Genomic DNA, 14,054 nt, shown 5'->3' with positions numbered 1-14,054 from the left:
GAGACTATAGTATCCGTGATGAACACCGATGCGCTGGATAAGGGAGCGGATACGCCTCCCCCCAAAGATTCGCTGACGCTCGAATCCAAAACTGATTCGCTGCCAGAAAACCCCGCTGACGCGCCCGCTTGCCCCCGCTCCCGATGGTCTTTGAGCCGTTGGGTCCTGAGCTTTGCCCTCATCGTCCTGGGCGGGTATTTTCTGTTCCTTCATTCCTATCCTGTGGTCATCAACTATCCGGGACCGACCTTTGACGTGCTAGGCAAGGACGATAAGCAAACCCCCCTCATCGAGGTAAAAGGCGCGAAAACCTATCCAGACAACAACGGAGAACTGCGCATGACCACGGTTTCCTCCCTGGGAGGACCCGGCTCGATGGTCAGCGGTTGGGACCTGATTGTGGCGGCGTTTAGCCCAAATACCACCATCTTGCCCGAAGAACTGGTCTATCCACGCAATGTCTCCAGCAAAGACATTAAGAAGCTCGGGGTGCAACAGATGGACCAATCCCAACTCTCCGCCGAAGCGGTGGCGCTGGAATCCTTGGGGTACGACGTGAACATCACCTGGTCTGTCGCCGAGATCGCCAAAGACTCGCCCGCGGCCGGCATTTTACGTAAGAAAGACGTGTTGCAAACCATTGCCCGTCCCGGTCAAGCCCCGCTGAAGGTCCATACTGTTGAGGACTTACGCAAGTTCTTGGACACAGTGCCGAGCGGCGACACTGTTGAACTCGGTATCATCCGCAACGGCGAGGCCCAGACTGTGAGTATGAAAACTGCTCCTGTCAGGAAAGCGAACGGAAAAATCGGGAAAGGCTCACAGCTCAGCATCTATTTAGCTTCGGACGTGGACGTTCCTCTGGACATCACTTTTCACCTCCAAGACGTGGGCGGGCCTTCTGCGGGCACCATGTTTGCCCTGGGAATAGTGGAGCAGCTCACACCCGAACACCTGACCGGGAAATCGGTGATTGCCGGGACCGGGACTATCGATCTGGCCGGTAAAGTCGGCCCCATCAGCGGAATTGAGCAAAAGATGGCGGGGGCAAAGGCTGACGGAGCCAAGTTTTTCCTGGCCCCGTCAGAGAACTGCAACGAAGTTGTGGGCAACATCCCGAAAGGACTGACGGTAGCGAAAATCGGGACGTTTTCCGAAGCACTGGACGCGTTGCAAAAGATACGCGACGGAAAGACCTCTGAACTGTCCCAATGCACTCTCCCGACTCAGAAATAATAGACTGGGATTATGACTGAGATGATTGAGCGTGCAGACGGCCGCCGGGTGGACCAGCTCCGCGAAGTGACTCTACACATGGATTGGGTCAGTGCCCCGGAAGGGTGCGTGTTGGTATCTTGCGGGAACACCCGAGTGTTGTGTTCGGCCAGCTTGACGGAAGGGGTTCCTCGATGGCGCAAGGACTCTGGTTTGGGCTGGGTCACGGCTGAGTACGCCATGCTCCCCCGCGCTACCGATACTCGCAATACCCGCGAGTCGGTCAAGGGGAAAATCAGCGGGCGCACATCAGAGATTTCCCGGCTCGTTGGACGGGCGCTGCGTGCTTCGGTGGATTACACCGCGTTGGGTGAGAACACGATTGCGATAGACTGCGATGTTTTGCAAGCCGATGGGGGCACTCGCACCGCCTCGATTACCGGGGCTTGGATTGCCTTGCAGCGCGCCATTGCCGTGGGCAGGGACGACGGTTTTATTCCCGGCAATCCCACACGCGACTCGGTTTGTGCCATTTCCGTGGGGATCATTGATTCCACGCCGCGCCTGGATTTGCCCTACGAGGAAGATTCCCGTGCCGAAACCGACATGAATGTGGTGATGACCGGCTCAGGAACTCTGGTGGAGGTACAGGGAACCGCGGAGGGCGCGCCGTTTAGCCGCGCCGAGCTGGACGCTTTATTGGATTTGGCCCAGGCCGGTTGCCGTGATTTGACCAGATTGCAGCGCGCGGCAGTAGACAGCGCGCCCGGTGCGGTATTGACGCTAACAGATGGAGTAATCGCGTGAGTATTTTGACTTCTGTGCCGGATTTACGGGATAAGGACGCTCAGAAACTGAAAGTGCCGCCGGAGGCACAGGTGGTGATGGCTACGGGCAATGCCCACAAGGTTCGGGAAGTAGAAGAGATCTTGCGTCCCTTGGTGCCGAGCCTGCACCCGGGGGGAATCGTCGCCTCGGGTACGCTGGGGGCTCCTGAACCGCGCGAGGACGGTACCTCGTTTTCCGCCAACGCCTTGATTAAGGCGCGTGCCCTAGCCAGTCTGGTGGACGTGCCGATTCTGGCTGACGATTCGGGTTTGAGCGTGGACATTTTGGGCGGCGCCCCCGGAATTTTTTCGGCTCGATGGTGTGGACACCACGGGGACGACCGGGCCAACCTGGAACTGCTGTTGAACCAGCTGCAGGACATCGATGATGGCTATCGCACGGCGGCATTCATCTGTGCCGCGGTGCTGTTGGTTCCGGGAGGCGGAACATACCTGGGAAACGGGGTTATGGGCGGACGCCTGGTGCGCAAGCCGAAGGGCAAAAACGGTTTCGGATACGACCCGATTTTTATGGCGGACGGCCAGGATGTCACCAATGGTGAACTCAGCCAGGAGACCAAGAACACTATTTCGCACCGCGCCAAAGCCTTCATTCAGATAGCTCCACAGCTCGAAGCCATGCTGGGAATCCGCACCCGAATCACCCTGTGATTGCACTGCGAGGTCAGGGAAAGCACTACGCTGCGGAACACAAAAAACACAATCACCTCCATTGTCCTGACAAAGTCTGAAAATCGCCTGAAGGGATGGGGAATTTTTCTTTAATTTTCCCCCGAAGTCTAGCCTTTCGCGGGGCGAAATGGCACAATAGTCAGTGAGAGCAAAGGATTGCCCTCGCGGAGTTGTTTAACTTCGCCAGAGTTTCAGGAGGAAAAAATGCTTTCAACTGATGTAGTCGGGGCTCTGAACCCCGCATTGACGAATCAGGCTTTTACGCGCCCTGCCCCGGAGCCGAGCGCGAAAGCAGACAAGCCAGAACCCATCTCGAACACCTCGAAAACCGAGGCTGCGGCTACTGGTACTCACGGTGCGTTGAACGGCAATGTTGCTGAGTTCAAGCCCGTCGTTGGCGCCTCGCAACCGACCCACGCGGATCTGCCCCACACCTACAAGTCATCGAATTCAAACCTCGATGTCATGCTGTGACGGCTCTCCAACGTACTAAGGAAAGGATGGAGCCATGAACCCGATTTCTGGTGCTGCGCCGATTATGGACGCAGAAACGATGAAAGCCCTGATGGTGACCGCGGTCGCCGCTCAGACAGCCACCGCGACGAAAGCTGCTACGGCAGCCGCTGCGCTAAAGGTAATGAATCCACAAGGCAGTCTCGACGTTTACGCCTAAGGGTCGGTAATCTGATTCTCACACGCGTTCGACCGCGGTGACCTCTGGTCCCAAGAATCTGCGAGCCAGCCGCGTGAAGGTTTGTGTGTCCCCCGTTGCCAAGAACTGGTAGCGGGGGTTTGGTGTACCTGCGCAATCCTCAGTATTCAACCAGTCTTTGTCCAACAGCTGACGATAGACATCATGGGCGGTTTCCTCGGCAGAAGAAACCAGAGTCACCTCCGGTCCCATAACGTAGCTGATGACACCGGAAAGCAGCGGATAATGGGTGCAGCCCAACACCAGGGTGTCCACCCCGGCATCGCGGATTGGTTCCAAGTATTCTCGCGCTACCGCTAGCAATTCCGGACCCGAGGTAATGCCGCGTTCCACGAAGTCCACGAATGCCGGGCAGGCTTTCGCGCTGACCTGCACTTGCTGATAGGCGTGCAGGGCGCGTTGATAGGTTTCGGTTTCAATAGTGGTGTGGGTGGCGATGACCCCGATATGTCCGTTCCGGGTAGCGGACACGGCGCGATGCACGGCGGGTGAAATGACCTCCAGGACGGGAATCCCCAGGGCATCATACTTTGAACGCGCCGCAAATACCGCCGTAGCCGAAGCCGTATTACAGGCGATAACCAGCATTTTCACCCCACGTTCCACGAGTTTGTCCATGACGTTCAGGGATAATTCTTTGACTCGTTCCACGGGTTTAGTGCCGTAGGGACTGTTGGCGGTATCCCCGATATAAATCACAGATTCTCCGGGTAACTGGTCGATGATAGAACGAGCCACGGTCAGCCCGCCCAGCCCGGAATCAAAAATCCCAATGGGTGCGTTATTCACTATCAAATCCTTTGTGTTTCAACCGTCAACGGCATGCATCAACGTTTCCAGCCACCATGACAAAGCATTATAGATGCTGGCTATGGTGATTTCGTAAGCCGTGTAAACCCCTGCCTCCGAGTCAGATTCAGCCATCAGCTCGACTTCTTCGGCCCTAGTGTCGTTATCGATATCCAAGGACCACCCCAGAGCCAGTCGCGCATCGTTAATGGCGGTAACCCACACTTTCAACGTCTCCGGTTTCACCACCACCGCACCATCGCCGTTGGCGGCCCACCGCAGACTATCGGCGACCACTCGCATGGAGGCAGCCTTTTTCGCCGCCAAGTCCGGGGTGGTCAAGGCGCGCAGTTCCGCCGCTTCCTCCGGATCTTGGCTCATCGGGCGCAAGATTGCCGCAATGTAGGGGTTTGCCGGGCACGGACGCGGACCCAGGGGGTCAAAGTCCAGCGCCGCCAAGGTTTGGTCATCGGTCATGCCCCGTGAGTTCGGTTCAAAGCCAGTGTTTCCTCGCTGGGGAGCGGCGGGTTCAGAAGTGTGTTCGCGGGGCTGTTCAGGTTCCGTCTCCGAGTCCTCGCTCGCGCTGTGCATTTCAGGACGGGACGAGATAGAAGATACCGTGTCCACGCCCAGGAGCTTCTCAAACATGAGAGTGTGCTCTTTCGGGGAGCTCGGATCCAGGTCCACCCCCATCATGTCCAGGACGTCGCGCTTTTCTTCGGCCTCCATCGCGTCAGCCAGTTCCTCGAAAATCCCCGCTAGCAAGGCCGCCTCATGCGGTTCAACCCTGCTGAACCACCCTTCTGAAGGCACGTTCAGCGCTGCAAATGCACGCATCGTGTCCGACTCCCCTCAATCGGCTTCCTGTTCGAGCGTCGCCCAAAGACCGTATTCGCTCATGGCCAACACATCGGCCTCCATTTGTTCACGGGTTCCGGCACTGACTACCGCCCGACCGTTAAAGTGAACTTCCTTCATCAGCCGCTCAGCGCGCTCGTGCGAGTACCCGAAATAGGTTTTAAACACCCACGTCACATAGCTCATCAGGTTCACGGCATCATTCCACACCACCGTGTTCCACTGACCGGGAAGCACCCGGTCCAGCTGGGCGACCGAGGACGGAGCGTATTCGGTACCGGGTTCGACAATACTCACGTTTTAAGGTTAAAGGTTTTCTCCCAGGCGCGCAGGATTACCGCGCCCCGAAGCAAAAACGCCGGGGCTATCCTAGAGCACCAGCAGACCTACCAAACCGGCCAGGAGCAGCAACACCAGGAGGGCGACAACGACCCTGGTCACCCGGCCGCTACCGAACTTATGCGAGTTTGACACTCGGGGAACTACGTTTTTTCGAGAAGCAGCATCGTCCTTGCTCATAACTTTATGCTACCGGCTCTCGCCACCGCTGGCCGGGATTAACAGAATCTGGTTGGACCTAACACCCTCGCGGCACATCAAAGGCGCTGAGGGCCAGGGAGCTTCTGGGCGAAAACGGAAAACCCGGCGGGCGCGACTATAGTTATACCTATGAATACGCGCGAAACGACTTCTCTGCTAACCGATATGTATGAGCTGACCATGGTTGACTCCGCTTTGGAACACGGGATGGGGCAGCGCCAATGCGTGTTCGAGATTTTTACCCGGCGTTTTCCCTCCTCCCGGCGTTTCCTGGTGATGGCCGGAGTAGCGAGGATTTTGGAGGGACTCAAGCGGTTTCGTTTCGATGACTCCCAACTGAAGTACCTGTCTGATAACAAAATAGTCGGACCGACAACGATTAAGTTCCTGGAAAATTACGAGTTCTCCGGCGACATTTTCGGCTATCCCGAAGGCGAAGTATTCATGGTGAACTCGCCAATTTTGACGGTACGCGGGACTTTTGCCGAAGCCTGCCTGTTGGAAACCTACCTGCTGTCGATTCTCAACTTCGACTGCGCGGTAGCATCGGCGGCTTCCCGGATGACCATCGCCGCGCACGGTCGGCCCTGCCTGGATATGGGCGCGCGCCGGGTGCATGAGCGGGCAGCCGTTTCCGCCGCCCGCGCCGCCCAAATTGGCGGTTTTCAAGGCACCTCTGACTTGGAGGCCGGAAAACGATACGGGATTCGCGCTATCGGCACCGCTGCCCACGCCTTTACCCTGCTGTTCGAGGATGAAGAAGCCGCCTTCACCGCTCAGATTGAATCGATGGGTCCGGACACCACACTGCTGGTAGACACGTACAACGTGACCGCAGCAGTCGAGAAAGCGGTGCGGATTGCTAGAGCCGCCGGCGGGGAGCTGGGCGCAGTTCGTTTGGATTCGGGCGACCTGGTGGCGGGGGCATTTAAAGTCCGCCAACAGCTCGATGATTTGGGAGCGACTTCCACCAAGATTACGGTCACCAACGACCTGGACGAATACGCTATCGCCGGTTTGGGAGCGGCTCCGGTAGACTCCTACGGAGTGGGCACCAAACTGGTGACCGGTTCGGGAATCCCCACCGCCGCCCTGGTTTACAAGCTGGTCGCCCGCGAGGACGCAAACGGAAATCTGGAATCTGTGGCAAAACAGTCGGCTGAGAAATCGACTCGGGGTGGACTGAAGTGGGCAGGACGTGCCATCGAGGATCACACCGCCACTACCGAGCTGCTGGTGACGGCCCCGAACCGGGAGGCCGCCGTGGAATACTTGGCGAGCCGCGATGCCCGCCCGCTGCAACAGGACTTTGTGGTCGGCGGGGCTATCGACAAATCTTGGATGGGGCCCGATGCCCTGCAGCGCGCCCAACAGCGCCATATCGAGGCCCGTAATGAGCTGCCTTATCAGGCATGGCGCCTGAGCGAGGGCGAAGTGGCTATCCCCACGGAATACGTGGAACTTTAACTGTCAGAGCCGCCAAAGAAAGGCCAGCCGGGTTGACCGTTGTGGTCTCCGTTCATGGATTTCATGATTTCTTTGCACGCCGGACAAATCGGGAAATTTTTGGGGTCACGCATCGGCACCCAGACTTTTCCGCACAGGGCGATGACGGCTTGACCGGTCACCGCCGAGGCAGTAATCCGGTCTTTGCGCACGTAGTGGGCGTAACGTTCATTGTCACCAGGGTTGCGTTTCAGCTCGGTTTCGGTGCGTTCCAGCACCGCCGTGCCGCCTTGAGTCAGGGGTTGGCCCGCAGTTGTTTCGCTCATACGACCATTGTAGCCGCCCTGGCAAGCCGCGAAGCTCAACCTCGGGCGTTGCAAATTGGCGATTAAATCGGGGTTGCTGGTCTATATAGCCACCAACCCCGATTTAATCGCGGATTTCAAACCACCGCCCAACAGAAAACCCGCATAAAAACAAAGCCGGCCGCCACTGGGGCGGCCGCTTTTGTACGAGATTAGTCGATTACTTGTTGGATACAGCCTTCTTAAGGGTGGAGCCAGCAGAAATCTTAACACCGTAGCCAGCGGGAATCTTGATTTCTTCGCCGGTGCGGGGGTTGCGGCCGGTGCGGGCAGCACGAGAAACGCGCTCCACGTTCATCAAACCAGTCACCTTGACAGTTTCGCCCTTCTTAAGGGAGTCAATCAGGATTTCCTGGAAGGCGGACAGCGCACCGTCAGCTTCGGTCTTGGACAGGCCAGCCTTCTTAGCAATCTCAGCAACAAGTTCAGTACGATTCACAGACATGTGATTCCTTTCGGATAGATCGTCGATTTCACTTAGGTGAAATCCTCCATTAGAGACTACGCAAATTTAGCGCATTTGTCAGCGAGTTAGCAAACAATTCTCGAATTTTTCGCGGCGTTTTCCCCTTTGGATTCACTTGTTTCACAACGGTCACAAAAGCACCACGTTTTTTATCTCGACCACACTGCACAAGGGCGGGTCGGCGCCGCACACTTCCCCTACAGCATTTCGCGGCGCAGTTCCCCCGGATTACGGGGAGACAGATCGCTGAGGGTGATATCCAGCATGGTGAACGCTCCAGTTTCGCCTCGGGCGGCTTTCCGGGCGCACGCCCGAGCCACTGCGACCAGCACGGAGCCGGTGAACTCGGGGTTGGAATCAAGTTCCAGGCTAAACGTCAAGGATTGCCGGACCTCCGGCGAAGTGTAGCCGGTGCGAATGACCCGGCCGGCGTGGGGCATCCCGCTATGGTGCTGCGCCATCTCCGCGGCAGTAATAAAAGTCACTGTGGTGTCATAGTCGGCAAAATAGTTGGGCATGGCTTTGATTTCCGCTTCAATCCGGGCGGTATCCGCTCCCGGCTCGGCCACCACGAAACACTCGCGGGTATGCATCTGGCGAGCGCTAAGATCCCCGGCATGCCCCGCCTGCACCGCCGCCACGGTATCGGGAACCGGAACGGTGTACTGGCGGGCATCCACTACCCCATCCAGGCGGCGAATCGCATCGGAGTGCCCTTGTGACACCCCGCGTCCCCAAAAGGTAGTGGTGCGCCCTGAGGGTAAAACGGCATCCCCCAGCACACGCAACATCGAAAACAGCCCCGGATCCCAGCCGCAGCTGATGATGGCGCAATGTCCCGCGACCTGAGCCGCCGCATCAATGCGGGAAAAATATTCAGGAATGCGCGCGTGGGTGTCAAAAGAATCCACGGTGTGAAACCACCGGCTGGTCGCGACCCCCTGTTCCATCAAATCCGTGGCAGAGCCGCCGCAGTTAATGCAAACATCCATGTCATCGGTGTAATCGGGCATATCCTCCACGCTGGCCACCGGAGCACCAAGAGTTTTCACCGACTGGGGATCACGGCGGGTAAACACCACCGCCAGCTCTAAATCCGGAGCGAGCCCCAGAGCTTTTTCGACGCCGCGTCCCAAATTGCCATAACCGTTGATTGCTACGCGCTGCATTGATTGACCTTACTTTCAGATAACAATTTTTCGATTATCCTACAAATCGGGCATATCCCCTGCAAGTTGGCGTATCAATACATGACACACCACCCTGATTACCGGGCTGATGCGCCCCTGACCGTACTTCGAGCGCACCCCGACCACACCCCGGACAAACCCGAAATACGGTCTTTCCGGTTTTGGAATGTAAGATTTTTACGGAGAGAACCTGCGGTGAGTTTCAATAACCGAAATACCTCCGGCTGTCCCCGCCGAAAACCGAGAGAACAAAAAAGGAAGATTATTTTGGTTGATGTCAGTGTGGTCCCTGAGCAGAGAGCCTCGTGGTCAGGAAAACTAGGTTTCGTCCTCGCGGCAGCCGGTTCAGCAGTAGGACTGGGCACTATCTGGCGTTTCCCTTATCTGGCGGCGCACTACGGCGGGGGCACGTTTATCTTCGTGTTCTTCATCTTTATGCTGACCCTGGGCGTTTCGCTGCTAATTTTGGAAATTTCACTAGGGCGGAAAACGGGTGAATCAATCATCGTAGCGTTCACGTCTTTCGGCAAAAAGTACCGGTTCATCGGCGTGTTTATCGCCGCGGTTCCTTTCGTCATCGCCTCGTTTTACGGGGTGGTTGGCGGTTGGGTGACCCACTATATGTTCGCCTACGCGGCCGGAATGACAAAAGAGCTGGCTGACGGGGGCGAAAACTTCGGGGCGTTCATTTCTGACGGTCCACAATCCGTGGCGTTCATGCTGCTGTTCGGAGCGATTACATTCATCATCGTGGCACTGGGAGTCAACGGCGGGGTGGAACGGGCCAACCTGATTATGATGCCGGCTCTGATTCTGGTTTCGCTGTTGATTGGCATCTTTACTTTGACCCAGCCCGGCGCTCTGGAGGGCCTGAAATACTTCGTGGTCCCCGATTTTTCCAAGTTTTCACTAGAGCTGCTCATCGCCGCCCTGGGCCAGACGTTCTTTGGCCTGTCGCTGGCCGCGGCGACGATGGTCACTTACGGGTCTTACATGAAAAAGGACGTCTCTATTACGTCCTCGGCTTTCCAAACGACCGCCACGACGCTGGGGATTAGCCTGCTAGCAGGGCTGATGATTATTCCCGCTACGTTTGCGACCCTGGGTTCCGCTGACGAGGTGGCCAAGAATTCGGGGCCATCCCTGATGTTCTTGGTCATCCCCAAGGTGTTTGAAAAGTTTGGTGGCATCGCTACTGCCATCGGTTTCGTGTTTTTCCTGCTGGTCATGTTCGCGGCCCTGACCAGCATGATTTCCCTGGTCGAGGCTTGCGTGTCCATTCTGCAAGACACCTTGGAATGGAAACGGCGCAAAGCGCTGTTAGTCACCGTTATCGTGCTGAGCGCCACGGGAATCATCGTAACCCTGGGCTACAGCTCCCTGTCCTTCATCCAGCCTCTCGGGGCCGGTTCAACCATACTGGACTTCCTGGACTTCCTGACCAGCTCGGTGATGATGCCTCTGGGCGGATTGCTGATGTGCCTGTTCTTTGGATGGATACGCAAACCTGAAGTCCTCATCGACGAGGTGAGTGTCTCCGGAGACTTCAAGCACTCGCGGCTGTGGAGCGTGATGATTAAATACATCGCTCCCATCCTGCTGGTGGCCATCTTTATCACCAGCGTACTGAAAACGTTTGGCGTCATCAGCTTCTAAATATAGTTTTGCCCCCGGCGAGTCGCTCACCGGAGGCAAGAACTATTACAGCTCCACAAGTTTGCGCCGCTGCAGCCGCAAGGTCACGTCGGCGTTGCGAGCCAGCTCTTTCGAGTGGGTTACCACGATGACGCACTTGCCTTCCTCGTGAGCGGCCTTCTGGAGGATTTCCGTCACTCCCGCGGCGGTCGTCTCGTCCAAGTTGCCGGTCGGTTCGTCAGCCAAAATGACCGGCGCTTGTGACACTAGGGCACGCCCGATAGCGACCCGCTGTTGCTGACCACCGGAAAGCAGCAGGACGTTACGTTTCGCTTCTTTCGCGTCCAACCCCAACTTTTCCAACATCTCCGTGCTGGCTTTCGAGTTGACCAGGCGCAAGTTCTCCAGCGGGGTCAGGTAGTCAATGAGGTTGTAGTTCTGAAACACCAGGGAAATCTGGTGCTTGCGATGGTACGAATAGCCCTTTTTCGCGATGTCCTCCCCGTCGAAACGGACCGTGCCCGCGGTAGGGGCATCGAGTCCGGCCAACAAACTCAACATGGTGGATTTGCCGGCCCCGGAGGCTCCCAGAATGGCATAGAACTTGCCCTTCTCAAACTCATAGTTGACGTTGTCCAGAACTTTTGCCCCCGCCCCTTTGTAGGTGTAATCGATTTGATCCAACTGTAAAATGCTCATTTTTTCTCCTTAACTCAGCTTGGAAAGAATAGTTTTCGGGGTTTGACGCATGATGGGGAACAGCGCCAGCCCCAGCGCGATGATGATGACCAGGAAACCAAGGCCCAGGGACATCGCATTCCCCGCGACTCCGTTGACGGGCGCTAACGCCGCTAACGTCTCATTCCCGGCTTTGGCCAGCACCAGCTGACCCAAACTGTTTGACAACAGCCGTCCCAGAATGACTGCCAGCACGGCACCGATGGCCCCGAACATGACCGCCTCCAGGAGGAACTGCAGCCCGACCTCCAGTTTCGTCTTGCCCAGGGACAGCAAGATACCAATCTCGGGCAGTCGCGAGCGCACCCAGAACGTCGCCACCAGGGCCAAAACCAGGGCTCCGGCCAGGCAAAATCCCCACAGCAGCATTCCCAGCATCTGGTCGACCCCGGAAATGGCTTGGAGGACATCGGCGAACTGCGCCGAGTTATTTTCCAGGCTCAGCTTCGGGGCCGTGGCCTGGGCCGCTTTCAGGACCTGGGGCAGCTGGTCGGCTCGTTCGGTGAAGTACCGGGCCGTGCTGACCTGACCGCCGAGCTTTTGCAGGGCGTCAAGGTTTGTGAACACCTGGTTTTCCGAGTTCCCCGAGGGCATGCCGGTAGGGTTTTCGGCTTTCCCGGAATAAATCCCCCCGATCTTTAGCCGCACCACGGTGTTTTCGTGGCGCAGTTCCAGGGTGTCTCCCAGGTGCAGGGAATTTTTCTGGGCGAAGTCGCGGTGAATCATTGCCTCAACACCAGGTTTGCCGATGTGAGAGCCCTGTTCCAGGGTATAGATTTTCCCCAAGAACTCCGGGTTCAGCGACGAATCGCTGGTGCCTTTGATTCCCAGCAAATCCCCACCAAACTCGGGATCCAACTGAATCCCGCCAGCGGCACTGACCAGGCTCGCGTTCTCCGGTTTCGCCGCAGCCTCGCCCTCATAAGCGTGGCGTTTCACCCCCGGCAGGTCCGCGAGTTGTTTCCGGGTCTGGTCGGGGAGCTGACCGGTTTGGCTGGTAGCGGTGAATCCCGCCAAAACGTTGGAACTGATGGCATCACGCACACTCAACATGGTGGATTTCACCCCGGATTGAGCCACAAGGGCGGTAAACACCAAGGTGATAATCGCCACCATCAGCAGGCTGCGCCGCGGCCGACGGACGACCGAACGCCAAGATCGTGACCACACCCCGTTCATTTGTTATCCACCAACAGGGCACGCGGGCTCTTGCGCAGCATCGGCAGGGACGCAATGACCACGACAATCGCAATCAGCACCAGCACCATAACCGCAACCTGGGTAGCGGAGGCCAGGCTCAGGTCAACAGTGAGTTTCTCTAGCGTTTTCATTGACGCCGAAGATTCCATATCTGCCCCGAACTGGCCAGCCTTCGCCATTTCTTGGGCGGCTTGGTGATTGACCGAGGACAGTACGGAGGTACCCATGCCCTGCGCCAACATTCCCGCCCCAAAGTAAGACAGGACGAAAGCAGGAATGGCAATAAAGATAAGCTCCAGGCCGTACTGCGCCATAATGCTCGCTTTCGTCACCCCCATCGACAGCAGGGTTCCCGTCTCTTTCTTGCGTTCGTTGAGCCACAGGCAAAGCACCAGCGCCAAAATCGCCCCGGCCAGCACAAAGGTAGCGACTGTGGTAGTGCGCATGACGCTGCGAATCCCGTCAATCGCACCGGTGATACCGGCGAGATATTGGGTGGAACGGGTCAGCTGGTAGCTGCGCCAGTCGATGTCTTTGGCAGAGGCGGCTTTCACCACGTCGTCAAAGTTGGCGCCCTTTTTCACAAAGAAATTCGCGTCTTGATAGATTTCGGTGGCAGGTGTGACGTTGTACAGCGTCCGGGTCGTGTCCAGGTCGGTGAACACGGTGTTAGAGAACAGCTCGTTGCGTGATACCGCCCGGTCCGCGTTCGACCCAGATACGAGTCCGACGATTTCGGTGGTGACTTCATTAGTCGAGTGGTTTTGGTTATCGGCGTCATAAGGGTTGCCCTTGAGTTTCAGTTTGCTGCCGATAGTCAGGTTATTGGCTTTCGCCAAGTCCTCGTTGATGATGGATTTGTTTTTGTCCTGAGCGTTCAGGTGGCGGCCCGCCACCAGCTTTAACGCCCCGGAGCGGAAGTTATTGTCCATCTTGGTGTCATTGACTCCCCACACGTTCACGGCGTTGCCGAACTGGGCTTCTTTAGTTTCGTCATAGTCTTGACGGTCGAGCTTTTGGGCCTTCGCATCCACCAGGTCCGCGGTGACGTTCTGGCGGGCGACGTAGTTCTCTACCCCGTCCATCCCGGCAATCTTTTTAATATCCGCGGGCTTTACGTTCCCCGCGCCCCGCGGGGTGCCGGTGTTGAACTGGGGATTGTTCCCCAACACGAAGCCCTGCCCGGTTTTCGCATCGATTTCCGCCGCAGTGGCGTCAGTGGCGCGAGACACCGCGTTAGCGGACATCAGCACCGTAGACATCGCCAGGAAAATAGCGAAAATGATGATGGTTTTGATTCGTTTCCGGGCGACGTAACGCCAGGATCTTCCTACGAACGACAATAGATTCCCTCCTGTCGTGGTATTTAGCGTAAGCATA

The 14,054-nt window shown here is 57.2% G+C and carries 17 protein-coding genes; 7 read left to right on the top strand and 10 right to left on the bottom strand.

Going from position 1 to position 14,054, the window contains the following annotated elements:
• Window positions 1-18 precede the first annotated feature (18 nt).
• The 5 genes from Q0V70_RS01915 to Q0V70_RS01895 all read left to right on the top strand — a co-directional run bounded on the left by Q0V70_RS01915 (window position 19) and on the right by Q0V70_RS01895 (window position 3,408).
• On the top strand, window positions 19-1,236 hold the full coding sequence (locus Q0V70_RS01915) for a PDZ domain-containing protein (RefSeq protein ID WP_297587683.1): 1,218 nt from the start codon (window positions 19-21) through the stop codon (window positions 1,234-1,236).
• Window positions 1,237-1,248: 12 nt separating this feature from the next.
• Window positions 1,249-2,022 carry a ribonuclease PH gene (gene rph, locus Q0V70_RS01910; protein ID WP_297587680.1) on the top strand — a complete coding sequence of 258 codons (774 nt, stop codon included), beginning with the start codon at window positions 1,249-1,251 and terminating at the stop codon, window positions 2,020-2,022.
• Window positions 2,019-2,714 carry an RdgB/HAM1 family non-canonical purine NTP pyrophosphatase gene (gene rdgB / locus Q0V70_RS01905; protein ID WP_297587677.1) on the top strand — a complete coding sequence of 232 codons (696 nt, stop codon included), beginning with the start codon at window positions 2,019-2,021 and terminating at the stop codon, window positions 2,712-2,714. The genes rph and rdgB overlap by 4 nt, the downstream gene beginning before the upstream one ends.
• A 225-nt stretch (window positions 2,715-2,939) precedes the next feature.
• Window positions 2,940-3,209 (top strand): hypothetical protein, encoded by a 270-nt coding sequence (locus tag Q0V70_RS01900; RefSeq protein WP_282921871.1) that lies wholly within the window; start codon window positions 2,940-2,942, stop codon window positions 3,207-3,209.
• Window positions 3,210-3,243: 34 nt separating this feature from the next.
• Window positions 3,244-3,408 (top strand): hypothetical protein, encoded by a 165-nt coding sequence (locus Q0V70_RS01895; RefSeq protein WP_297587674.1) that lies wholly within the window; start codon window positions 3,244-3,246, stop codon window positions 3,406-3,408.
• Window positions 3,409-3,426: 18 nt separating this feature from the next.
• Here Q0V70_RS01895 and murI read toward each other — a convergent pair whose 3' ends face one another.
• The 4 genes from murI to Q0V70_RS01875 form a co-directional block, all read right to left on the bottom strand.
• Window positions 3,427-4,236, bottom strand: coding sequence for a glutamate racemase (gene murI / locus Q0V70_RS01890; protein ID WP_297587671.1), 810 nt, complete (start codon window positions 4,234-4,236; stop codon window positions 3,427-3,429).
• Between the two features lie 18 nt (window positions 4,237-4,254).
• Window positions 4,255-5,073: a DUF2017 family protein gene (locus tag Q0V70_RS01885; protein ID WP_297587668.1), complete on the bottom strand. Its 819-nt coding sequence runs from the start codon at window positions 5,071-5,073 to the stop codon at window positions 4,255-4,257.
• A 15-nt stretch (window positions 5,074-5,088) separates the two neighbouring features.
• Window positions 5,089-5,391 (bottom strand): ATP-dependent Clp protease adapter ClpS, encoded by a 303-nt coding sequence (clpS, locus tag Q0V70_RS01880; protein ID WP_282921874.1) that lies wholly within the window; start codon window positions 5,389-5,391, stop codon window positions 5,089-5,091.
• A 72-nt stretch (window positions 5,392-5,463) separates the two neighbouring features.
• Window positions 5,464-5,613, bottom strand: a complete 150-nt coding sequence (locus tag Q0V70_RS01875) for a hypothetical protein (protein ID WP_297587665.1) — start codon at window positions 5,611-5,613, stop codon at window positions 5,464-5,466.
• A gap of 150 nt (window positions 5,614-5,763) precedes the next feature.
• On the opposite strand from Q0V70_RS01875, the gene Q0V70_RS01870 reads away from it, so the two are divergent.
• Window positions 5,764-7,101, top strand: a complete 1,338-nt coding sequence (locus Q0V70_RS01870) for a nicotinate phosphoribosyltransferase (protein WP_297587662.1) — start codon at window positions 5,764-5,766, stop codon at window positions 7,099-7,101.
• Here the strand turns inward: Q0V70_RS01870 and Q0V70_RS01865 are convergent.
• The 3 genes from Q0V70_RS01865 to Q0V70_RS01855 form a co-directional block, all read right to left on the bottom strand.
• A complete protein-coding gene (locus Q0V70_RS01865; protein ID WP_282921877.1) occupies window positions 7,098-7,406 on the bottom strand; it encodes a DUF3039 domain-containing protein in 309 nt (102 codons plus the stop codon). The two genes, Q0V70_RS01870 and Q0V70_RS01865, sit on opposite strands and share 4 nt — an antisense overlap.
• 199 nt (window positions 7,407-7,605) lie before the next feature.
• Window positions 7,606-7,890 carry an HU family DNA-binding protein gene (locus Q0V70_RS01860; RefSeq protein ID WP_004008105.1) on the bottom strand — a complete coding sequence of 95 codons (285 nt, stop codon included), beginning with the start codon at window positions 7,888-7,890 and terminating at the stop codon, window positions 7,606-7,608.
• Between the two features lie 218 nt (window positions 7,891-8,108).
• A complete protein-coding gene (locus tag Q0V70_RS01855; RefSeq protein WP_297587660.1) occupies window positions 8,109-9,080 on the bottom strand; it encodes a diaminopimelate dehydrogenase in 972 nt (323 codons plus the stop codon).
• A gap of 288 nt (window positions 9,081-9,368) precedes the next feature.
• Between Q0V70_RS01855 and Q0V70_RS01850 the strand changes: the two genes are divergently transcribed.
• Entirely contained in the window at window positions 9,369-10,757 is a 1,389-nt protein-coding gene (locus Q0V70_RS01850) for a sodium-dependent transporter (protein WP_297587658.1), read from the top strand.
• A 45-nt stretch (window positions 10,758-10,802) separates the two neighbouring features.
• Here the strand turns inward: Q0V70_RS01850 and Q0V70_RS01845 are convergent, their stop codons facing one another.
• From Q0V70_RS01845 to Q0V70_RS01835, 3 genes are read right to left on the bottom strand one after another with little or no spacing between them, the layout of a single operon-like run.
• A complete protein-coding gene (locus Q0V70_RS01845) occupies window positions 10,803-11,435 on the bottom strand; it encodes an ABC transporter ATP-binding protein (protein ID WP_297587655.1) in 633 nt (210 codons plus the stop codon).
• 9 nt (window positions 11,436-11,444) lie between these two features.
• Window positions 11,445-12,653, bottom strand: coding sequence for an ABC transporter permease (locus Q0V70_RS01840; protein WP_297587653.1), 1,209 nt, complete (start codon window positions 12,651-12,653; stop codon window positions 11,445-11,447).
• Window positions 12,650-14,053 carry an ABC transporter permease gene (locus tag Q0V70_RS01835; RefSeq protein WP_297587652.1) on the bottom strand — a complete coding sequence of 468 codons (1,404 nt, stop codon included), beginning with the start codon at window positions 14,051-14,053 and terminating at the stop codon, window positions 12,650-12,652. Before Q0V70_RS01835 ends, Q0V70_RS01840 begins: the two co-directional genes overlap by 4 nt.
• Window position 14,054 lies beyond the last annotated feature (1 nt).

Source organism: uncultured Mobiluncus sp. (assembly GCF_947087965.1).
In the GTDB taxonomy this organism is placed as follows: Bacteria; Actinomycetota; Actinomycetes; order Actinomycetales; family Actinomycetaceae; genus Mobiluncus.
Note: the sequence above shows the minus strand (reverse complement) of the source record. Positions and strands in the feature narration are given on the sequence as shown.

What these genes read in the sequence shown, in the direction of transcription:
- Q0V70_RS01885 (WP_297587668.1), bottom strand. Translation starts at nt 5,073, where the DNA reads ATGCGTGCATTTGCAGCGCTGAACGTGCCTTCAGAAGGGTGGTTCAGC.
- rph (WP_297587680.1), top strand. Translation starts at nt 1,249, where the DNA reads ATGACTGAGATGATTGAGCGTGCAGACGGCCGCCGGGTGGACCAGCTC.
- Q0V70_RS01835 (WP_297587652.1), bottom strand. Translation starts at nt 14,053, where the DNA reads ATGCTTACGCTAAATACCACGACAGGAGGGAATCTATTGTCGTTCGTA.
- Q0V70_RS01900 (WP_282921871.1), top strand. Translation starts at nt 2,940, where the DNA reads ATGCTTTCAACTGATGTAGTCGGGGCTCTGAACCCCGCATTGACGAAT.
- Q0V70_RS01895 (WP_297587674.1), top strand. Translation starts at nt 3,244, where the DNA reads ATGAACCCGATTTCTGGTGCTGCGCCGATTATGGACGCAGAAACGATG.
- Q0V70_RS01860 (WP_004008105.1), bottom strand. Translation starts at nt 7,890, where the DNA reads ATGTCTGTGAATCGTACTGAACTTGTTGCTGAGATTGCTAAGAAGGCT.
- Q0V70_RS01865 (WP_282921877.1), bottom strand. Translation starts at nt 7,406, where the DNA reads ATGAGCGAAACAACTGCGGGCCAACCCCTGACTCAAGGCGGCACGGCG.
- Q0V70_RS01855 (WP_297587660.1), bottom strand. Translation starts at nt 9,080, where the DNA reads ATGCAGCGCGTAGCAATCAACGGTTATGGCAATTTGGGACGCGGCGTC.
- Q0V70_RS01870 (WP_297587662.1), top strand. Translation starts at nt 5,764, where the DNA reads ATGAATACGCGCGAAACGACTTCTCTGCTAACCGATATGTATGAGCTG.
- Q0V70_RS01840 (WP_297587653.1), bottom strand. Translation starts at nt 12,653, where the DNA reads ATGAACGGGGTGTGGTCACGATCTTGGCGTTCGGTCGTCCGTCGGCCG.
- Q0V70_RS01845 (WP_297587655.1), bottom strand. Translation starts at nt 11,435, where the DNA reads ATGAGCATTTTACAGTTGGATCAAATCGATTACACCTACAAAGGGGCG.
- Q0V70_RS01875 (WP_297587665.1), bottom strand. Translation starts at nt 5,613, where the DNA reads ATGAGCAAGGACGATGCTGCTTCTCGAAAAAACGTAGTTCCCCGAGTG.
- Q0V70_RS01915 (WP_297587683.1), top strand. Translation starts at nt 19, where the DNA reads ATGAACACCGATGCGCTGGATAAGGGAGCGGATACGCCTCCCCCCAAA.